General features: G+C 65.7%; 19 protein-coding genes and 1 other RNA gene. 9 read left to right on the top strand and 11 right to left on the bottom strand.

Annotation, left to right across the window (positions count from 1 at the left end; all coding sequences use genetic code 11):
- The 4 genes from VFW84_RS02980 to VFW84_RS02965 all read left to right on the top strand — a co-directional run.
- Nucleotides 1-452, top strand: a 452-nt coding sequence (locus VFW84_RS02980) for an acyl-CoA dehydrogenase C-terminal domain-containing protein (protein ID WP_329678947.1), incomplete at its 5' end; no start/stop codon positions are given.
- 87 nt (nucleotides 453-539) lie between these two features.
- The gene (locus VFW84_RS02975) at nucleotides 540-2,951 is read left to right on the top strand and encodes a 3-hydroxyacyl-CoA dehydrogenase/enoyl-CoA hydratase family protein (RefSeq protein WP_329678946.1); all 2,412 of its coding nucleotides are present in this window, start codon (nucleotides 540-542) and stop codon (nucleotides 2,949-2,951) included.
- 17 nt (nucleotides 2,952-2,968) lie between these two features.
- Nucleotides 2,969-4,180, top strand: a complete 1,212-nt coding sequence (locus VFW84_RS02970; RefSeq protein ID WP_329678945.1) for an acetyl-CoA C-acyltransferase — start codon at nucleotides 2,969-2,971, stop codon at nucleotides 4,178-4,180.
- A 342-nt stretch (nucleotides 4,181-4,522) separates the two neighbouring features.
- Nucleotides 4,523-5,293, top strand: coding sequence for an enoyl-CoA hydratase (locus VFW84_RS02965; RefSeq protein WP_329678944.1), 771 nt, complete (start codon nucleotides 4,523-4,525; stop codon nucleotides 5,291-5,293).
- Here the strand turns inward: VFW84_RS02965 and VFW84_RS02960 are convergent, their stop codons facing one another.
- The 4 genes from VFW84_RS02960 to VFW84_RS02945 form a co-directional block, all read right to left on the bottom strand.
- A complete protein-coding gene (locus VFW84_RS02960) occupies nucleotides 5,294-5,911 on the bottom strand; it encodes a hypothetical protein (protein WP_329678943.1) in 618 nt (205 codons plus the stop codon). It lies immediately after the preceding gene.
- A 212-nt stretch (nucleotides 5,912-6,123) separates the two neighbouring features.
- On the bottom strand, nucleotides 6,124-6,819 hold the full coding sequence (locus VFW84_RS02955; RefSeq protein ID WP_329678942.1) for a 2OG-Fe dioxygenase family protein: 696 nt from the start codon (nucleotides 6,817-6,819) through the stop codon (nucleotides 6,124-6,126).
- Between the two features lie 75 nt (nucleotides 6,820-6,894).
- Nucleotides 6,895-7,494 carry a glycine zipper 2TM domain-containing protein gene (locus VFW84_RS02950; RefSeq protein WP_329678941.1) on the bottom strand — a complete coding sequence of 200 codons (600 nt, stop codon included), beginning with the start codon at nucleotides 7,492-7,494 and terminating at the stop codon, nucleotides 6,895-6,897.
- 53 nt (nucleotides 7,495-7,547) lie between these two features.
- Nucleotides 7,548-7,973, bottom strand: a complete 426-nt coding sequence (locus VFW84_RS02945) for an acyl-CoA thioesterase (protein ID WP_329678940.1) — start codon at nucleotides 7,971-7,973, stop codon at nucleotides 7,548-7,550.
- Nucleotides 7,974-8,027: 54 nt separating this feature from the next.
- Here VFW84_RS02945 and VFW84_RS02940 point away from each other — a divergent pair, with 54 nt between their 5' ends.
- On the top strand, nucleotides 8,028-9,875 hold the full coding sequence (locus tag VFW84_RS02940; protein ID WP_329678939.1) for an ABC transporter ATP-binding protein/permease: 1,848 nt from the start codon (nucleotides 8,028-8,030) through the stop codon (nucleotides 9,873-9,875).
- 30 nt (nucleotides 9,876-9,905) lie between these two features.
- Here VFW84_RS02940 and VFW84_RS02935 read toward each other — a convergent pair whose 3' ends face one another.
- Nucleotides 9,906-10,934 carry a DUF4394 domain-containing protein gene (locus tag VFW84_RS02935; protein ID WP_329678938.1) on the bottom strand — a complete coding sequence of 343 codons (1,029 nt, stop codon included), beginning with the start codon at nucleotides 10,932-10,934 and terminating at the stop codon, nucleotides 9,906-9,908.
- Here VFW84_RS02935 and pyrC point away from each other — a divergent pair.
- Nucleotides 10,933-11,970: a dihydroorotase gene (gene pyrC / locus VFW84_RS02930; RefSeq protein WP_329678937.1), complete on the top strand. Its 1,038-nt coding sequence runs from the start codon at nucleotides 10,933-10,935 to the stop codon at nucleotides 11,968-11,970. The two genes, VFW84_RS02935 and pyrC, sit on opposite strands and share 2 nt — an antisense overlap.
- A gap of 242 nt (nucleotides 11,971-12,212) precedes the next feature.
- Here the strand turns inward: pyrC and VFW84_RS02925 are convergent, their stop codons facing one another.
- Together VFW84_RS02925 and cysK are read right to left on the bottom strand one after the other, a co-directional pair.
- Nucleotides 12,213-12,677 carry a potassium channel family protein gene (locus VFW84_RS02925; protein ID WP_329678936.1) on the bottom strand — a complete coding sequence of 155 codons (465 nt, stop codon included), beginning with the start codon at nucleotides 12,675-12,677 and terminating at the stop codon, nucleotides 12,213-12,215.
- Nucleotides 12,678-12,729: 52 nt separating this feature from the next.
- Complete coding sequence (cysK, locus tag VFW84_RS02920) at nucleotides 12,730-13,647, bottom strand: cysteine synthase A (protein ID WP_329678935.1); 918 nt, start codon at nucleotides 13,645-13,647, stop codon at nucleotides 12,730-12,732.
- A gap of 85 nt (nucleotides 13,648-13,732) precedes the next feature.
- Here cysK and dsbD point away from each other — a divergent pair, with 85 nt between their 5' ends.
- The 3 genes from dsbD (at nucleotide 13,733) to VFW84_RS02905 (ending at nucleotide 17,029) form a co-directional block, all read left to right on the top strand.
- Nucleotides 13,733-15,451, top strand: a complete 1,719-nt coding sequence (gene dsbD / locus VFW84_RS02915; RefSeq protein ID WP_329678934.1) for a protein-disulfide reductase DsbD — start codon at nucleotides 13,733-13,735, stop codon at nucleotides 15,449-15,451.
- Between the two features lie 9 nt (nucleotides 15,452-15,460).
- An RNA gene (gene rnpB / locus VFW84_RS02910) (RNase P RNA component class A) lies at nucleotides 15,461-15,843 on the top strand.
- A 67-nt stretch (nucleotides 15,844-15,910) separates the two neighbouring features.
- Complete coding sequence (locus tag VFW84_RS02905) at nucleotides 15,911-17,029, top strand: carbonic anhydrase family protein (protein ID WP_329678933.1); 1,119 nt, start codon at nucleotides 15,911-15,913, stop codon at nucleotides 17,027-17,029.
- Between the two features lie 18 nt (nucleotides 17,030-17,047).
- Here VFW84_RS02905 and ruvC read toward each other — a convergent pair whose 3' ends face one another.
- The 4 genes from ruvC to VFW84_RS02885 form a co-directional block, all read right to left on the bottom strand.
- Nucleotides 17,048-17,602 carry a crossover junction endodeoxyribonuclease RuvC gene (gene ruvC, locus VFW84_RS02900; RefSeq protein ID WP_329678932.1) on the bottom strand — a complete coding sequence of 185 codons (555 nt, stop codon included), beginning with the start codon at nucleotides 17,600-17,602 and terminating at the stop codon, nucleotides 17,048-17,050.
- Nucleotides 17,603-17,645: 43 nt separating this feature from the next.
- On the bottom strand, nucleotides 17,646-18,515 hold the full coding sequence (locus tag VFW84_RS02895) for an alpha/beta fold hydrolase (protein WP_329678931.1): 870 nt from the start codon (nucleotides 18,513-18,515) through the stop codon (nucleotides 17,646-17,648).
- Nucleotides 18,508-18,978 carry a MarR family transcriptional regulator gene (locus VFW84_RS02890; protein ID WP_329678930.1) on the bottom strand — a complete coding sequence of 157 codons (471 nt, stop codon included), beginning with the start codon at nucleotides 18,976-18,978 and terminating at the stop codon, nucleotides 18,508-18,510. Before VFW84_RS02890 ends, VFW84_RS02895 begins: the two co-directional genes overlap by 8 nt.
- A gap of 83 nt (nucleotides 18,979-19,061) precedes the next feature.
- On the bottom strand, nucleotides 19,062-19,853 hold the full coding sequence (locus VFW84_RS02885; protein ID WP_329678929.1) for a hypothetical protein: 792 nt from the start codon (nucleotides 19,851-19,853) through the stop codon (nucleotides 19,062-19,064).
- Nucleotides 19,854-19,918 lie beyond the last annotated feature (65 nt).

Below are 19,918 nucleotides of genomic sequence, written 5' to 3'. Positions count from 1 at the left end.
CCGTGCAATCGCTGGACCTGTTGGGTCGTAAGGTGCTGGGCGACGCTGGCGCCAAGCTGACCAAGTTTGGCAAGCTGGTGGGCCGTTTCGTCAAGGAAAACGCCGACAACGAAGCCATGCAGGAGTTCACCAAGCCCCTGGCCGCTCTGGGCGAGAAGGTGCAAGCCTTCACCATGGAAATCGGCATGAAGGGCATGGGCAACCCCGATGAGGTGGGTGCTGCTGCAGTGGATTATCTGCGTGTCGTGGGTCACATGGTTTACGCCTACTTCTTCGCACGCGCTGCCAAGATCGCGCTGGAAAAGCAAGGCTCCGGCGATCCGTTCTACAAGGCCAAGCTGGCCACCGCCCGTTTCTACTTCGCCAAGCTGCTGCCCGAAGTCGAAACCGCCATGATCACCGCCAAGGCCGGTCTGGCTCCCCTGATGGAAATGGACGAAGCCCTGTTCTAATCGCAGGCCGCTTCTACACAAGGAGGGTGCGTGTCGCGCCCTCCTTGACACCATCTCCACACCCTTTGAGTTCCCCTAGGAGAGAACATGAGTCGATTCAATGTCCGCAAGGTGGCCGTGCTCGGCGCCGGCGTCATGGGCGCCCAGATCGCTGCCCACCTGGTCAACGTGAAGGTGCCGGTCGTGCTGTTCGACCTGCCCGCCAAGGAAGGCCCCAAGAACGGTGTCGTCACCAAGGCCGTGGAAGGCCTCAAGAAGATGAAGCCGGCCGCCCTGGGTGTGCCCGAGGACGCCGCGCTGATCCAGCAAGCCAACTACGAAGAGCACCTCGAGCAGCTGCGTGACTGCGACCTGATCATCGAAGCCATCGCCGAGCGCATGGACTGGAAGGAAGATCTCTACAAGAAGATCGCGCCCTTCGTCAATGACAACGCCATCCTGGCCACGAACACCTCGGGCCTGTCGATCACCAAGATGTCGCAAGTGCTGCCCGAGCAGCTGCGTTCGCGCTTCCTGGGCATCCACTTCTTCAACCCGCCCCGGTACATGTACCTGGTCGAGCTGATCCCCACCCCGACCACCAACCCCACCATCGTCGACCAGCTCGAAACCTTTGTCACCACCACCGTGGGCAAGGGCGTGCTGCGCACCAAGGACACCCCCAACTTCATCGCCAACCGCGTGGGGATCGCCGGTGCCCTGTTCACCTTGATCGAAACCGAGAAGTCGGGCCTGACCTACGACGTGGTCGATGACCTGACCGGCAAGCGCATGGGCCGTGCCTCGTCGGCCACCTTCCGCACGCTGGACGTGGTGGGTGTGGACATCATGTCCAAGGGTTCGCAGACCCTGCGTGACAACCTGCCCAACGATCCCTTCCTGCCCAACTTCGTCGAGCCTTCGATCGTCACCAAGCTGCTCGAGAAGGGCACGCTGGGCCAGAAGACCGGTGCCGGCTTCTACAAGAAGGAAGGCAAGTCCGTTCTGCGTCTGGACCCCGCCACCATGACCTACGTCCCCGGTGGTGCCAAGGGTGACAAGGAAGTGCAGGACATGCTCAAGCTCAAGCCGGCTGAGCGCCTGAAGGCCCTGCACGACTCGGCCAACCCCCAGGCTCAGTTCCTGTGGGCCATCCTGCGCAACGCCTTCCACTACAGCGCTGTGGTGCTGGAAGAGATCGCCGACACCGCCCGCGACGTGGACTTCGCCATGCGCTGGGGCTACGGCAACAAGCAAGGCCCCTTCGAGCTGTGGCAAGCCGCCGGCTGGAAGCAGGTGGCCGAGTGGGTGCAAGCCGACATCGACGCTGGCAAGGCCCTGAGCAAGGCTCCGCTGCCCCAGTGGGTCTTTGAAGGCCCCGTGGCGCAAGCCGGTGGCGTGCACACGGCCGAAGGCTCCTGGAGCCCTGCCGCTGGCAAGTTCCTGCCGCAAAACAGCCTGCCCGTCTACCAGCGTCAGTTCTTCCGTGAAAGCGTGCTGGGCTCCAACGCGCCCGACGCAGCCACCACGGGCAAGACCCTGCACGAGGACGCCTCCATCCGTCTGTGGACCCTGGACGACGAAGTCATCATCGCCTCGATCAAGTCCAAGATGCACGCGATCGGCAAGGGCGTGACCGAAGGCCTGTTCAAGGCCCTGCAGATGGCCGAGACCGGCTACAAGGGTCTGGTGATCTGGTCGCCCGATGCGCCTTTCTCTGCCGGTGCTGACCTGCAGGAAATGATGCCTGCCTTCATGTCCGGTGGCGGCAAGGCCATCGAACCGCTGGAAAAGGCCCTGCAGGACTTCATGCTGGCCATGCGCTACAGCAATGTGCCGACCGTGGCCGCCATCCATGGCATGGCCCTGGGCGGCGGTTGCGAGCTGGCCGTGCACTGCGCCAAGCGCGTGGCAGCCATCGAGTCCTACATCGGTCTGGTCGAAGTCGGCGTGGGCCTGATCCCCGGCGGCGGTGGTCTGGCCTATCTGGCTCGCCGTGCGGCTGAACAGGTCGAGGCCGCCAAGGGCGTGTCCGGCCAGAACGGCGCCGAGCTCATCGGCTTCGTCAAGGAAGGCTTCCAGGCTGCGGCCATGGCCAAGGTCGGTGTGTCGGCTCACGAGTCGCGCAAGTACGGCTACCTGCTCGACAGCGACGTCATCGTCCCCAACAAGGACGAAGTCCTGTACGTCGCCATCCAGCAGGCCAAGGCCATGTTCGAATCCGGCTACCGCGCCCCGCTCAAGCGCCAGTTCGCTGTGGCCGGCCGCAACGTGAAGGCCACGCTGCAGACCTCGCTGATCAATATGCGTGACGGCGGCTTCATCTCCCAGCACGACTACCTGATCAGCTCGATGATCGCTGACGTGCTGACCGGCGGTGATGTCGATGCCGGCACCCTGGTGACCGAGGAATACCTGCACGCCCTGGAGCGCAAGCACTTCTGCACGCTGCTGGACCACCCCAAGACGCAAGAACGCATCATGGGCATGATGTCCACCGGCAAGCCCGTGCGTAACTGATCGATCGGAGCATTGAAATGACTCAACTCAAAGACGCTTACATCGTCGCCGCTACCCGCACCCCGATCGGCAAGTCTGGCCGTGGCGTGTTCAAGAACACCCGCCCGGACGACCTGCTGGTGGCCGTGATCCAGAATGCACTCAAGCAAGTGCCCAGCCTGGACCCCGCAGCCATCGAAGACGCCATCATCGGCTGCGCGATGCCCGAAGGCGAGCAAGGCATGAACGTGGCCAAGGTGGCCACGCTGCTGTCGGGCCTGCCCAAGACCGTGGCTGGCGCCACCGTGAACCGCTTCTGTGCTGCTGGCATCACCGCCGTGGCCATGGCGGCTGACCGCATCCGCGTGGGCGAAGCCGACGTGATGATCGCCGGTGGTGTGGAATCCATGTCCATGGTGCCCATGGGCGGCAACAAGCCTTCGTTCAACCCCAAGGTCGTGGACCTGGATGAGAACGTCGGCATCGCCTACGGCATGGGCATGACCGCCGAGAAGGTGGCCGAGCAGTGGCAGGTCAGCCGTGAAGAGCAGGATGCGTTCGCGGTGGAATCGCACCGTCGCGCCATCGCGGCTCAGCAGGCTGGCTGGTTCGATGCCGAGACCACCCCGATCGAAGTGGAAGTGCGCACGCCCAACCTCGAAACTGGCGAAGTGACCATCACCAAGAAGGTCATCAGCCGCGACGAAGGCGCTCGCCCCGACACCTCGCTGGAAGGCCTGGCCAAGCTGCGCCCTGTGTTCGCTGCCAAGGGTTCGGTCACGGCGGGCAACAGCTCGCAAACGTCTGACGGCGCGGGCTGCCTGATCCTGGCTTCCAAGGAAGCCTGCGAGAAGTATGGTCTGAAGCCGCTGGCTCGTTTCGTGAGCTTTGCCGTCAAGGGCGTGCCTCCCGAAATCATGGGCATCGGCCCCATCGAAGCCATTCCCCTGGCCCTGAAGAAGGCTGGCATCACCGCTGCCGATCTGGACTGGGTCGAGCTGAATGAAGCCTTCGCGGCGCAGTCGCTGGCGGTGCTGAAGGATCTGGACGCCAAGGGGCACGTGCTGGACCGTGCCAAGGTCAACCCGATGGGCGGCGCGATTGCTCTGGGTCACCCCCTGGGTGCCACCGGTGCCATCCGCGCCGCGACCGTGGTGCACGGTCTGCAGCGCACGGGCGGCAAGTACGGCATGGTCACGATGTGTATCGGTACCGGTCAAGGCGCCGCTGGCATCATCGAGCGTCTGTGATCTCGCGTCTCACCGACCGCGCCGGTTGACGGCTCGGTGGGGTGAGGTGTGTGGCCCATCTCCTTTCTTGGAGGTGGGCTTTTTTGCTTATGGGCCGCTGGTTGGTGGGCTGGCTGGTTGCTGCTGGTGCGTTCTGGCGTGGCAGCGTGGGGCGCGGGCCGAGGTGGCCTCCGTCCGGGCTTCACGGGGGCGGTCCCGCTGCGCGGGACACACCTGCGCTCTCCCGACAAAGCGCACGCATCATGCATATGCCGCAGAAGTTCCAGACCCACCGCTTACAAAGCGGCGGCAGATGGCGTTTCTGGCGTCTAATTCAGGGTCTTGAATCTGGAGACTTTGGCCATGAGTGAAATCCTGCAGCACCGCGAAGCGGGTGTGCTGACCCTGACCCTGAACCGACTGGACAAGAAAAACGCCCTGACGGCGGCGATGTACGCCACGCTGGCCGACGCGCTCCGTGATGCGGCGGCCGATGAACAGGTGCGTGTGGTGGTGATCCAGGGCCACGAGCAGGTGTTCACCGCAGGCAATGACCTGCAGGACTTCCGCGACAACCCGCCCAATCCCGCGGCCACCGAGCCCGCGCCAGTGCATCGCTTCTTGCATGAACTGACGACCTTCCCCAAGCCGCTGCTGGCCGCTGTGGCGGGCCCCGCCGTGGGCATCGGCACCACCTTGCTGCTGCACTGCGATCTGGTCTATGCCGGTGACAACGCTGCATTCAGCCTGCCCTTTGTGAACCTGGGCCTGTGCCCCGAAGCGGGCTCCAGCGTTTTGCTGCCCGCCCTGGCGGGCTACCAGCGTGCCGCGGAAAAGCTGCTGCTGGGCGAGGCCTTTTACGCCGATGAGGCCCATGACATGGGGCTGGTCAATCGCGTGGTGCCACCGCACGAGGTCAACGCTTATACCCAGGCGCAGGCAGCCAAGCTGTCGGCCAAGCCTTTGGCCTCTCTGCGGGTCACCAAGGCCTTGATGAAGCGCTCGCAGCCCGGTCTCAAGGCCGTGATCGACGAGGAGTTCGCTCAGTTCGGCCAACTGCTGCGTGGCCCGGCCTGCAAGGAGGCCATCGACGCCTTCATGTCCAAGCGCAAGCCTGATTTCTCGCAGTGCTGATCAGGTGGCCGAGGGGTTCTGGCGTTCCGGCCAGAACCTGAACTGACGCCGCCCCAGATCCTCCAGCACCTTGGCCTGACGCAGGCGGGTGATGCAGCGAGACACGGTTTCCATGGTCAGGTCGGTGATGTCGGCCAAGTCCCTGAGGCCTGGCATGTTCAGCACCCGACTGCCATCGGCCTCGGGGGTCATGTGCCGGGTCATCATGCGCAGCAGGTGACTCAGGCGTGATTCGGCCGCGCCATGGCACAGCTGCATCTGGTCGCCCTGCTGGCAGTACTGCGCGGCAAAGGCCGACAGCAGGTCCTGCGTCACGTCTTCTTCGGGCAAGGTGGGCCACGGCACCAGCACACTGGGCACCACCGTCTGTGCCCTGAAGCTGTATTGCCCCTTGAGCAGCATCTCCGCGCCGATGAGTTGCCCGGGCAGGGCCAAGTGCACGAAATGGCTGCGATCGTCTCCCTCGACGATCCGGTCCAGTCGGACGGCACCCTCGATCAGGCGCCACGATTTGCCCCATTGTCCGGGCTCATGCACCAGGGCACGCGCCGCCAGCTGATGGGGCTGCCGGCGATGCCGCTGGACCCGTGCGATGTGTCCGTCAAGCTGTTCCAGCATGGTGTCCTCCTGCAGGCCGGCAAACCCGTTTGCCATCGGCATGCCGGAGGGCAGCGTGGCGCTCGGTGGTCCAGGGGCAGATGGTGGCGGGGCTCATGGCGTGGCGACGGCGGGCAAGGGCCCGCAAGTGGGATCGTGCGTCCGCACCTTACCTGCCTTGCGCGTCCGACGCTTTGCGGTAACGCAAGCACCGTGCGCACGGGGCGCTCCACTCAGGGTTGTCCAGGGCCCTGGAAGCCGGCGGCCCGGAACGTCAGCACCAGGGTGTCGCGCCAGCCATGGTCCTGCAGGGGCTGGATCGGGGTGCTTTCGTGGATGACCTGATGGTCGTCCAGCACCAGGGCGCTCCAGGGCTCGCTCAGGGTGAAGCGCACGCCGTGCGGTCCCTGGGCTTCGAAGACGCGGGTCTCGCCCCCCTTGACGCCCTGGCGTCCCACCATGATCACGACCACGAAATCCACACCATCGCGGTGGGCGCCTTCGGGCGTGGGGCGACCGATGCCGCCGGTGGTGTCGACGCGGAACTGGTGTGCTTCGACATACCAGCGCTCGGTGGCCTGGATGGCGGCCAGGGCGCTTCCCAGGCGGCCGATCAGGCGAGACCAGGCGGGATCGCCCGCCACCTCCGGGCGCACCGGCTCGAACCAGCGCTCGAAGCCGCCATGCAGGGCGTTGTAGGTCACGCTCTGCCAGTGGGCACGGTGGGGCACGGTTTCCACCTGGCCCGAGGGGGTGTGCACCACATAGCAGCTGTGACGCCGGAAGCGGTAGTGACCACCGTCCCGCAGGTGGGTGTCCGGCGGCAGGTCGTTCCAGGACGCCGCCAGGGCCTCCAGGGTCGAGGCCGAGACCTCCGCGGCCCGCCGCAGCTCGTCGGCCGCCACCACCGCCCAGCCTTGCCTGCGCATGACGGGGGTCAATTGATCAAAGGTCGTGGCGCTGAGCTCGTGCATGGCGGGCGAGGGGCAAAAAGGGGAGGGATCTCAGGGCTTGGCTTGAACCTTGTCGCCGTCCACGGTGACACGGGCGCCCACGGCGTATTGCTGTTCCAGCTTGAACTCGCGCACGGTGCCATCGTCCATCTTGATCTTGGTGACGTACTCGGTGCGCTTGTTGGCGTTTTTCTCGATTTCGTTGCCCACCACGCCACCGGCCACGGCACCCCCCACGGTGGTCACGGTGTTGCCCGTGCCCTTGCCGAACTGGTTGCCCACCACGCCGCCCACGACGGCCCCGGCGATCAGGCCCAGGCCGCTGCCCTCGCCCTTCTTCTTGCGGGCGGTGACTTCCTGAACGGTGCCGCAGTGGGTGCAGGGGCTGACGGCGGCGGCTTTGGCGGTGCTGGCCGACGAGGCGACGACCGCCGCAGCCACGGCCTTGGTGCTGGTTGTGGCGGCAGGGCTGGTGCTGCTGGTGGCGGCACTGCCGGAGCTGGTCGCGGTCGTGCTCAGGCTGGTCGTGGGCACGGTGCCGGAGGGGCCGGCCACCACCACGGCGTGCACGCCCATGGGCGCACCCAGGGCGCAGGCCGTGGCCAGCATGGCGGTACGGATCAGGGGAGATGAGGTCAATGAGGTCAGCATGAGGCGCTCCTTGAAAAGGGATCCAGCCTCACAGTGTAGGCCGATCAGGGCCATCAGTTGGCCTTGGGAACCGGGCGGGGGCGGCCCTGTTCGTCAATGGCCACGTAGGTGATGTTGGCCTCGGTGACCTTGACCAGGCGCGGGTTGCTGGGGTCCCGCTCGGCCCAGGCTTCCACGTGCACGGTCATGGAGGTGCGGCCGATCTTCTCGATGCGGCCATACAGCGACACCACGTCGCCCACCGACACCGCCTGGCTGAACACGAAATGGTTGACCGACACCGTGGCGATGCGTCCGCGCGAGACCAGCCCTGGCAGCAAGGAGCCGGCCAGATCCACCTGCGCCATCAGCCAGCCGCCAAAGATGTCGCCGTTGCCGTTGGCATCCTTGGGCATGGGCACGATGCGCATGATCAGCTCCATCTCGGGGTGCAGATCCGGCGGGCATTGCAGGATATTGGGCTTGGGGCAGACGGTCATGGTCAAAGGCGCCGACAATCGGCTGTTGCAACTTCAAGCTGGCATTGTTTCAGAATGCGCCGCCACGCACCGTCCATTCCTGGGGGAAACCCGACATCTGCCACGGATACACGCCGCTCCGACAAGGACACCCTCGCGCGCCTGTGGCCCTATCTGTGGGCCTACAAAGGGCGTGTCGTGCTGGCGCTGGCCTTCATGGTGGGCGCCAAGCTGGCCAATGTGGGCGTGCCCGTGCTGCTCAAGCAACTGATCGACCGGTTGGCGCCCTCGGCACAGTCGCCGCAGGCGCTGCTGGCCGTGCCCCTGGGGCTGCTGCTGGCCTATGGTCTGCTGCGCCTGTCGACCTCGCTGTTCACCGAACTGCGTGAACTGGTCTTTGCCAAGGCCACGGAAGGGGCGGCCCGGCGCATCTCGCTGCAGGTTTTTTCGCACCTGCATGCGCTGAGCCTGCGCTTTCACCTGGAGCGCCAGACGGGGGGTATGACGCGCGACATCGAGCGGGGCACCCGTGCCGTGCATTCGCTGATTTCGTACTCGCTCTACAGCATCATCCCGACCCTGATCGAGGTGTCGCTGGTGCTGGGCCTGCTGGCCATCCAGTTCGACATGGTCTTTGCTTGGATCACCTTGGGTGCCCTGGTGGCTTATGTGGGCTTCACGGTGACGGTGACGCAGTGGCGCACGCGGTTTCGCCGTGAGCAAAACGAGCTGGATTCGAAGGCGCACACGCGGGCCATCGATGCCTTGCTGAACTACGAGACCGTCAAGTACTTCAACAACGAGGACTTCGAGGCGCGTCGCTACGACGAGAGCCTGGAGCGCCTGCGCCAGGTGGCGCTCAAGAGCCAGCGCAGCCTCTCGCTGCTCAATGCCGGCCAGCAGAGCATCATCGCCTTGGGTCTGATCCTCATGCTCTGGCGTGCCACCGAGGGCGTGGTGGCCGGGCGGTTGACGGTGGGCGATCTGGTCATGATCAATGCCTTCATGATCCAGCTCTACATTCCCTTGAACTTCCTGGGCGTCATCTACCGCGAGATCAAGCAGTCCCTGACCGACCTGGACAAGATGTTCACGCTGATGGAGCGTGAGCGCGAGGTGGCCGACGCACCCGATGCCGCGCCCTTGCTGCTCAAGGGGCCACCGGCCGTGCGCTTTGACCATGTGCAGTTCGCCTATGACCCCTCGCGGCCCATCTTGCATGACATCAGCTTCGAGATCCCGTCGGGGCAGACCGTGGCCGTGGTCGGACCCTCAGGCTCGGGCAAATCCACGCTGGCACGCCTGCTCTACCGCTTTTATGACGTGCAGGGCGGGCGCATCACGGTCAATGGCCACGACATCCGGGGCCTGACGCAAGACAGCCTGCGCCGCAGCGTGGGCATCGTGCCGCAGGACACGGTGCTCTTCAACGACACGGTGGCCTACAACATCGCCTATGGTCGCACCGGTGCCACGCGCGAAGAGGTCGAACAGGCGGCCCGTGCGGCCCGCATCCACGACTTCATCGTCAGCACCCCCAAGGGCTACGACACCATGGTGGGCGAGCGTGGGCTCAAACTCTCGGGCGGCGAGAAGCAGCGCGTGGCGATCGCACGCACTTTGCTCAAGGATCCGCCGGTGCTGGTGTTCGACGAGGCCACCTCGGCGCTGGATTCGGCCAATGAGCGGGCCATCCAGGCCGAGCTGGCGGCGGTGGCTCAGGGCAAGACGGTGCTGGTGATTGCGCATCGCCTGTCCACCGTGGTCAACGCCCATGAGATCCTGGTGATGGACTCGGGCCACATCATCGAGCGGGGCACCCATGTGCAACTGCTGACGGCCGGGGGGCGCTACGCGCAGATGTGGCGCATGCAGCAAAGCGGCAGCGAGCATCCGCCGGCGGCCCCACCGTCCGCAGCGTGAGGCCAGGCGGTCGCCTGGCCGCCATGCGCATCAAGGCACGATGGCCAGGGCACGGATCTGCTGGCCCGCGCCGATCGAGCCGATGAGGCGTGCCACGCCACTGCCCAGATCGACCTCATAGAGGCGGGACTCGACGCTGCCTTGACGGCCAGTGACCAGGTAGGCGGCGTTGTTCACATCCGAGATGTCGAAGGACGCCTGATCGAATCGATCGATCAGCAGCGGGCCGACACTTTGCAGCAGGCCCGTGTTGGGTGAGACCACGGGTGTGGCTCCCTCGACCGAGCCTTGCACCACCAGATAACCTGCCGCCGCGTCGATGGCGTAGTTGGTGGTGAGCTTGTCGTTGTCCTTGTTGTAGGTGTAGGCCGCGGCGGTGACGCGGGGAACACGCCCCTGGAGCAGGTCACCGGCGGCATAGCTCAGGCGGCCATCGGCTTGCAGCCCATCGGTCTTGGCATCGCCATCGACCTGGGCACCCGTGTCGGGGTGAAGGCGCAGGTTGGCGCCCTCGTCGTTGACCACTCGCACGCGGTCCACGGTGGGGTTGAAGTCCACGCCCCAGGATGCGCCAAGTGGCAGGGCCACGCCGGTGCCGACGGGTGTGATCTGGCCCGTGGTGGGCTCGATGCGCAGCAGGCGGCCTGTGCTGCTCAGGGCAAACAATTGCCCCTTGGCCACGCGGAAGTCCATGCCCAGGATCTTCTCGCCCGGCGTCAAGCCCTTGAGAGTGACCTGACCCAGCAACTGCCCGGGCTGCGCGGCGTTGACGGTCACCAGGGTGTGGTCCTCGGTCAGCGCCAGCAGCACCTCGGAGCGCTCTTTCGGGGTGGCCAGGGCTTCGGTGCTCGGGGCATCGCCTCGATGCTGGAAGGCCTTGAGCGAAGCCCATTGCGGCATGTAGGAGCAGGCCGTCAGGGAGGCCAGGGCCAGGGTGCAGGCCAGGGGCCGCAGGAGGGGGCGGAGCGTGGAGGAGGTCATCGGATGATTCTCGCATTGCGGCAAGGCCTGCGCCACCACCAGGCAATCCCCCTTGCATTGAGGCGAGAATATCGTCATGAACGAACTCACCCTGATCCGACCTGACGACTGGCATCTGCACGTGCGCGATGGCGTGGCCATGCAGAGTGTGGTGCCCGCCACGGCGCGCCAGTTTGCGCGCGCCATCATCATGCCCAATCTGCGCCCGCCGGTGACCACAGCCGAGCAGGCCTTGGCCTACCGCGATCGCATTCGTGCGGCCGTGCCTGCCGGCTTGAGTTTCGAGCCCCTGATGGTGCTTTATCTGACCGACAACACCTCGCCCGACGAGGTCCGGCGCGCGCGTGACGCCGGGGTGGTGGCCTTCAAGCTGTACCCCGCAGGTGCCACGACCAACAGCGATGCGGGCGTGACCGACCTGCGCAAGACCTATGCGGTGCTGGAGGCCATGCAGCGCGAAGGCCTGGTGCTGTGCGTGCACGGCGAGGTCACCGACAGCGCGGTCGACGTGTTCGACCGCGAGAAGGCCTTCATCGATGACAAGCTGATCCCCCTGCGCCGTGATCTGCCTGAGCTCAAAGTGGTGTTCGAGCACATCACGACGCGGGAGGCCGCGCAGTACGTGAACGAGGCCGACCGCTTTGTGGGGGCCACCATCACGCCCCAGCACCTGCTCTACAACCGCAACGCCATTTTCATGGGCGGGATCCGGCCGCACTACTACTGCCTGCCCATCCTCAAGCGCGAGGAGCACCGCCTGGCGCTGGTGCAGGCGGCCACCTCGGGATCCTCTCGCTTTTTCCTGGGCACCGACAGCGCACCGCATGCCGCGCACCTCAAGGAGCATGCCAGTGGCTGCGCCGGTTGCTACACGGCCCCGTGTGCCCTGGAGTTGTATGCCGAGGTCTTCGAGGCGGCAGGCGCGCTGGACAAGCTGGAGGCCTTTGCCAGCTTCCATGGCCCCGACTACTACGGCCTGCCGCGCAATACCGAGCGCGTGACGCTCCGGCGCGAGCCCTGGGTGGTGCCGGAGGCGCTGCCCTTCGGCGAGACCGAGATCAAGCCCCTGCGTGGCGGCGAGACCCTGCAGTGGCGCTTGATCACCACTGACTGAATGCGGCGGGACGGAGACGAGACCCCCTGCATTTCAGGGGGTGTGTCGGGTTCCGGTGGTGTACTCAGACTGACAACACGTGTATCCTCTTGATGCAGTGCAAGAGGCCGGCGTGTTTTTGTCCGACATCACGCTTTTCTTGCCCTCTTTAGTCAGTGTGAGGTCTCATGCGACCTCTCCTTGAGCCCGGATCGAAAGGTCCGGGCTCTTTTTTGCCTGACGCATGCCGAAGGCGCAAGCCCTCAAGTCGGTGGAGAGGGGCGGGTCGTGTCCGTGGTGGGCGGTGCGGCGGCCGTCGGCGAGGCCAGATGTCCTTCCTGACGCAACTCGGCAATCTCCTCGCGCAGCAGGCGCACCTGCTTGTGCAGATCGTGCAGGATCTCGTATTCGATCATGCGTTCCTGCTTGCCCACCAGCAGGGCCGAGATGCTGGCCGTGACCAGGGACAGCACGGCAAAGCCGACCACCACCACGATCACGGAAAAGACCCGAGATTCAACGGTGCTGGGAACCAGGTCCCCGTAGCCCACTGTGGCCGCCGTGGTGAAGGCCAGCCAGAACCCCTCGCCGATCGATTCGATGGCTGGGTCCACCATGTAGTAACCCAGGCCGCACAGGGCCACCACTGCCGTGGCAATGAGCAGGATGCGGATGATCCCGCTCTGCGCCGAGTTGGGGTGGCCCAGTTTCTGAAGCCATCCCGACACTCCGGAATGCTCGGGCGTGCTGCGGTGTGAAGGGGTTCTTGAGCTCATCGGTTCAGGCAGGCAGGAAACCCTCGACCGACAGATAGCGTTCACCCGTGTCGTAGCAGAATCCCAGGACGCGGGCACCCGAGGGCAGTTCAGGCAGTTTCTGTGCAATGGCGGCCAGCGTAGCGCCGGAAGAGATGCCGATCAGCATGCCTTCTTCACGCGCGGCGCGGCGGGCCATCTCGCGAGCGTCTTCGGCGTCGACCAGGATCACGCCATCGAGCAGGCCGGTGTCCAGGTTGGCGGGGATGAAGCCCGCACCGATGCCCTGGATGGGGTGGGGCGAGGGCGCGCCGCCGGAGATCACCGGCGAGGCCTTGGGTTCGACCGCGAACACCTTGAGCTGGGGCCAGGCCTGCTTGAGCACGCGGGCGCAGCCCGTGAGGTGGCCGCCGGTGCCCACCCCGGTGATCAGAGCATCCAGGCCTTCCGGGAAGTCCGCCAGGATCTCCTGGGCGGTGGTGCGCTCGTGCACGGCGATGTTGGCCGGGTTCTCGAACTGCTGGGGCATCCAGGCGCCGGGGGTGGCCTCGACGATCTCCTGGGCACGGGCGATGGCGCCCTTCATGCCCTTTTCACGCGGGGTGAGGTCGAAGCTGGCGCCGTAGGCCAGCATCAGGCGGCGGCGCTCGATCGACATGCTGTCGGGCATCACCAGCACCAGCTTGTAGCCCTTGACCGCGGCCACCATGGCCAGACCGATGCCGGTGTTGCCGGAGGTGGGTTCGACGATGGTGCCGCCGGCCTTCAGCAAGCCGCGGGCTTCGGCGTCCTCGACCATGGCCAGCGCGATGCGGTCCTTGATCGAGCCCCCTGGATTGGCGCGCTCGGCCTTGATCCAGACGTTGTTTTGCGGGCCGAACAGGCGCTGGGCGCGGATGTGCGGGGTTTGACCGATGGTTTCGAGAATGCTGTGGGCTTTCATGCAACTCACTCCTGCGTCAGGCGTCAAAAAGGGGCTTGAACCAGCCGATCGATAAGGATAAGCGCGCTGGCCTCAAAATCACACCATGCGTACTCAAAACTTGATCTGGCCGCAGCGTCTCGATGGGCTGTGGCGCCTGCTGTCGTGTCTGCTGATCTGGGTGCTGGCGGGCGTGGTCCCGGCCCGGGCGCAGGATTTCCTGCCGGCGGAGCAGGCCTTCCGGGTGCAGGCCTCGGTGGCCTCGCCGCAAGCGGTGCAACTGGATTTCATGCTGGCGCCTCAGACCTATCTGTACCGCGAGCGCATGCAGGCACAGTGGGGGGATCACCCGCTGCCCATGGTCTTGCCCGATGGCGAGCGCAAGATGGATCCCACCTTCAACAAGGTGATGGAGGTCTATCACCGCGATCTGAGCGCTACCGTGAACATCCCCGCGCCGGCCACCCCGGTGGCGGGTGAGCAGACCCTGACGGTGAGCTACCAGGGCTGTGCCGACGCCGGCCTGTGTTACCCACCCCAGACGCGGCGTTTTCGGGTGACGCTGGGCCCGCAGGGCCAGGTGCAGGCGGTGGCGGCACTCTGGCAGGGCATGGGTGAACGATCCGCCTCCTTGCTGGGCGGCGGCGTGTCTCAGGCACCGGGGGGCTCTGCGGCGGCCGCAGACGGCGCGGGGGCCGACCGCCAGGATGACCGCATCACCGCCGCCCTGGCCAGCGGCCGTTGGCTGACGGTGGTGGGTGTCTTTCTGCTGGCGGGAGTGCTGTTGTCGCTCACCCCTTGTGTGCTGCCCATGGTGCCGATCCTGTCGTCCATCATCGTGGGCCACGGTCAGCAGGTGAGCCGGGGCCGGGGGCTGGCGCTGGCCTTGAGCTATTCGCAGGGCATGGCCCTGGTCTACACCGGCCTGGGCGTGGCCGCCGGCATGTTGGGCCAGGGGCTGGCCGCCTACCTGCAGCACCCCTGGGTGGTGCTGAGCTTTGCGGCCGTGATGGTGCTGCTGGCCCTGTCGATGTTCGGCCTGTACGAGCTGCGCCTGCCGGTGGGCGTGCAGAGCTGGTTGGGGCACCATACCCAGGGCCTGCCCGGCGGGCGGTTCGTGAGCGTGTTCGTGATGGGGGCCGTCTCGGCCCTGATCGTCAGCCCCTGTGTGTCGGCGCCCCTGGCCGGTGCGTTGCTCTACATCAGTCAGTCCCGAGACGTGGTGCTGGGGGGCGCGGCGCTGTACGCCATGGCCTGGGGCATGAGTGTGCCGCTGCTGCTGGTGGGCTTGTCGGCTGGCAGCCTCCTGCCCAAGGCCGGCCCCTGGATGACGGCGGTCAAGGGCCTGTTCGGGGTGCTGATGCTGGGCATGGCCGTCTGGGTGGCCCGCCCGGCCTGGCCGGTGCTGGTGGCGGCGGTGCAGGGCCAGTCCGTGAGCCCCGCTGGCCACCAGAGTGTGCTGCCCTTCCAGCGGGTGCGCTCGGTGACGGAGCTGGAGGCCGCCGTGCGAGAGGCCGCCCGCCAGGGGCGCCCCGTGATGCTGGACTTTTATGCCGACTGGTGTGTCTCCTGCCTGGAGATGGAGCGCGAGACCTTCACTGACACGAATGTGCGCGCGCGCCTGGCGCAGGCGGTGCTGCTGCAGGCCGATGTGACGGCCAACAACGCGGACGACCGGGCCTTGCTGGCGCGTTTCAAGCTCTTCGGGCCCCCGGGCATCATCTTCTTTGACCGCACCGGGCAGGAGCTCACAGGGGTGCGCGTGATCGGTTTTCAAAAGCCCGCTGAATTTTCCAAGGCCCTGGAGGCCGCAGGCCTGAGATAATGCGCGTGTGAAGTCAGCCAGACCGCCGCTGGTACAGGTCCCGAAAGGGCGTACTGGAGGAAGGTCCGGACTGCACAGGGCAGCGTAGGAGGTAACGCCTCTCCACCGTGAGGTGAGGATCAGAGCAACAGAGACGAGTCTCTGCGGCCTTGGGCGGGGCGAAAGCCACGTCAAAGGCCATTCGAAAGAATGGCCGGGGACGCAGAGGGTGAAACGGGCAATCTCTACGCGCAGCAACACCAAATAGGCACACAGTGATCTGGCCCGGAGAGTGTGCGGGTAGGTGGCATCGAGCCGCTCTGGCGACAGGCGGCCCAGAGGAATGGCGGTCACGGTCGGGCATCGCAAGGTGTCTGGCCGCACAGAATCCGGCCTATCGGCTGACTTCACACTATGGATGGCAAGGCTCAAGTTCGCCCCTCGGGTGGTCGAAAACCCTCGGGTTAGCGGAGAGTTGCCATGAATGAGCCTCGAGTCAAGAAAATCGGTTTCACACCATCGGCCATCAGCCAGGTGGTGGCCCTGGCCTTGGGCCTGGCCCTGTCCTCTGGGGTTCAGGCCTCGGAGGCCCATGGCGATCCCCATGCTGTGGCCGAGACAGCGCCTGTCAAGTCGGGCAAGGTCAGCAAGGAAGATCTCAAGCCCGACCTCAAGAAGAGCGCCGCCAGGGCGGAAGCGCCTGCGCCTGATTCCAAGTCCAGTGTGTCCATGGCGGAGTTGCGGGAGCTGATCGATCAGAAGATCGCCGAGGTGCGTGCCAAGCAGGAGGTGGCGCCGGTGGTCAAGGTGTCGGCGCCCAAGCCGCGCCCCAAGCGGGTGGCGCCCACGGCGTCTGCGCATGGCGCCGGGCCCAAGGCGTCGGCCGGTGCGCATGGTGCATCCGGTGCAGGCAGTGATGGCCATGATGTGCACTGGGCGTATGCCGGTGACACCGGGCCGGGCAACTGGGGCATGCTCAAGCCCGAGTTCCGTCAATGCATGCTGGGCAAGCGCCAGAGCCCCATCGACATCCGCGATGGCATCAAGGTCGAGCTCGAGCCCATCCAGTTCGACTATCGCCCGACGCCTTTCAAAGTGGTCGACAACGGCCACACCGTGCAGGCCACGCTGGAGCCCGGCAACAGCATCACGGTGCAAGGGCGTCGTTACGAGCTGCTGCAGTTCCACTTCCATCGGCCCAGCGAGGAGCGCATCAACGGCCGCCAATACGAGATGGTGGCCCACCTCGTGCACAAGGATGTCGAAGGCCGTCTGGCCGTGGTGGCCGTGCTGATGGATCAGGGCATCGCCCACCCCATGGTGCAACTGGTGTGGAACAGTCTGCCGCTGGAAAAGCAGACCGAGCAGTACTCGCCGGTGATGCTGGACATGAACCAGATGCTGCCCGAGCAGCGCCAGTACTACACCTACATGGGCTCGCTCACCACACCGCCGTGCTCGGAAGGGGTGCTGTGGATGGTCATGAAGCAGCCCGCCACCATGTCGCGTGAGCAGATCGGCATCTTCAGCCGGCTCTACCCCATGAATGCCCGTCCCATCCAGTCGTCCTCGGGGCGCCTGATCAAGGAAGGCCAGTGAGCTGCGGCCAGAGGGGCCTCAGTACACCCGACCGCCCTTGATCTGCGCGTGGGTACGGCGCGACAGATCGGTCGCACGCGCCATCTGCGCCATGGCGTGGCCGGCATGGGCATGACAGATGGCCAGGCCCAGGGCATCGGCCGCATCGTTGTGGGGTTCGCGCGGCAAGTTCAGCAGGCGCATCACCATGTGTCGGATCTGGGCCTTGGCCGCATGGCCGTGGCCGACAACGGCCTTTTTCATCTGCAGCGCCGTGTACTCGGACACCGTGGGCGAGCTGGGGGTGCTCAGCAGCCCGGCGATGGCCGCACCACGGGCCTGGCCCAGCAGCAGGGTCGATTGAGGATTCACGTTCACGAACACGATCTCGACCGAGGCTTGCTGTGGCTCGTAGCGGCCCACGACCTCGCGCACACCGTCGAAGATGATCTTGAGCCGGGTGGGCAGATCGCCCTGGGCGGCTTCCTTGGTCTTGATGGTGCCGCTGGCCACATAGCTCAGGCGTGGCCCGTCCACGTCGATGACGCCAAAGCCGGTGGTCTGCAAACCAGGATCGATGCCGAGAATTCTCATGAGGCCGACAGGATAACCGGCGTGCGGCCCCGATGGCCGATCATCAGACCGGACCGCGCAATGCGCTGGCCATCACGGGCCACAGGGCTTGATGAGAGGGGCGGAACCAGTCGATGTGGCCGATGCTCTTGAGGCCATGGCTGGCGGCCTTGAGGCGCAGGGTCTGCTTCTGCGCGGCGGGGAAGGTGCGCATCAGATCGGCCACGGTCAGGCGGGTGGCGATGTCATCGTCTGCCGCGTGCAGCACGGTGATGGGGCAGCTCACCTGGGCGTGAAAGTCCTGCTCGGGGCGGCCGCGCACAGCATTGGTGGCGTAGCCACCTGCGGCACACCACTGGCCCCACTGGCGGGCCACACCTGCGGGCAGGTTCTCGCCCAGGCCGAAGGCGGCGGTCGGGCCATAACCCTTGAGCAGGATGCCCAGGGGCACGAGGGCGCACAGGGCCGTCCAGGCCGGGATGGCGAACTCCGGACGCATGCCCCGGAACCATCCTGTGGAGGCCGAGATGCCCACCAGGCGCGCCACGTGTCGGTGGTTGGGCAGCAGGCCGATCATCTGGCCGCCGGCACTGTGTCCCATCAGCAGCACCTGTTCGCGACCCGTGCGTTGCAGCAGCCAGTCGAGTGTGGCCACCTGGTCCTGCTGACCCCATTCGGCCAGGGTGGCCGGGCAGTCCTGCAGCCGCCCTTGCAGGGACAGACCGATGCCGCGGTAGTCGAACACCAGCACATCATGTCCCTGGGCCGCCAGCCAGGTGGCGAAGCGCAGGTAGAAGTGCTGGCGCACGCCGGTGGCCGGGCTCAGCAGCACCGGCAGGCCCGGCTGCCCACCGCTGGCGGGCAGGAAGTGGCCTTGCAACGGCACGCCATCGGCGCAGGTGATGGTGACGGGTTCAGGGCGCGGTTCAGTCATGGGGCGTGTCGTCAGGGCGGTGAGGGGCGTCGAGTTGCTGAACATGGGTCAGCCAGCGGGCGACGGTTTGCAGCTCGGCCTCGGTGAAACCGGCGGCGAGCTGCTGCTGGATGTTTTGTGTGGCCTCGCGCAGCAGGGGCAACTGGGCGCGCCCTGCGGCGTGCAGCCACACACGCTGGGTGCGTGCATCCTGGGGACAAGGCTGGCGTCGGACCCAGCCCAGCGCCTCCAGGCGCTGCACCAGGCCGGAGACCGCCGAGGGCGCCAGGTCCAGCTCGGTGGCCAACTGGCCCATGGTGAGGCCGTCCTGTCGAGCCAGGGCGAACAGTGCGCCGCCTTGGGCCGGTGTCGGCGGCGTGACGCCTGCACTGGCCGCCTGCCACTGCTGGGTGGCGATCCACTGCTGCAAGCGGCGTTGCGCGCTGTTGAGCAGAAAGATGAGGCGGGGGCGGGGTGTCGTCATGGCATGCAATTATTTCGCATGCGAAGTATATAGAGCTTAAAAAACCCACCGGATCGCGATGGGTTTGGGCGAGCAGTCGAGGGTCAGCGTGCTTCGCGCAGATCCTCCTGGGCGACCGTGCGGGCCGCAGCGCGCTTCTTGTAGTCCAGATGGAAGAGCCGCTTGGGGGCTTCGCTGATCATGCCCCAGATCATGGCGAAGTCGAAGGCGCCCACGCAGGGCATCTCGTCGCCATGCATCCAGTTCGGGTTGCGCTTTTCGAAGAAGGCGATCTTGCGGTGGGCCCGCTCGGCATCGGAGATCGGGGTGACATCGCCCTTGAGCTTGCAGGCATCTTCACCGAAGTGGATCATCATGCGGCTGCGGTCCAGCATGCCGGGGAACAGGTGCTCGCTGGCCTCGACGGCGATGTTGCGCAGGTGGGGGTCATCCCCGTCCACGCTGGGGTAGTAGTTCGGGAAGTTGTTGGCCATCACCATGTAGGTGCGGTAGCCCATCGAGATCAGGTACCAGTACAGCGGGGTGAAGGGGTGCAGGATCTTCTGGCGCAGCACGTACAGGAAGGTGGTGATGCGCAGTGCCGAGGTGCCCCAGTAGCGGCGGTCCACCACGGTGTCGCCGCTGAACAGGCAGCGGGCGGTCTGGCCATCGGCCTGGACCTCGAAATTCGTGATGGTGGAAAAGCCCACGATGCTGTCGTCCTGGCGGCGGTAGATGACGAACACGCCGGTCTTTCTGGACATGTCCTTGACGAAGGTGTCCAGCGGTGTGTTGTCGTAGTACTGGATGAACAGGTTGTACATCGTCACGCAGTCGGCCACGCTGATGTCCTGGATGGGCCGGTAGCGGCCGTATACGGTGTCTTTGGTGGCCATGAATGATTCCTCTTTGATGCTGGACAAAACGCTGCGATGCGCAGATCCCATACTTATGGGATTCG

It is taken from the genome of Aquabacterium sp., assembly GCF_036279655.1.
Classification (GTDB): domain Bacteria; phylum Pseudomonadota; class Gammaproteobacteria; order Burkholderiales; family Burkholderiaceae_C; genus Aquabacterium.
This window is presented reverse-complemented; position numbering and strand designations above follow the sequence as displayed.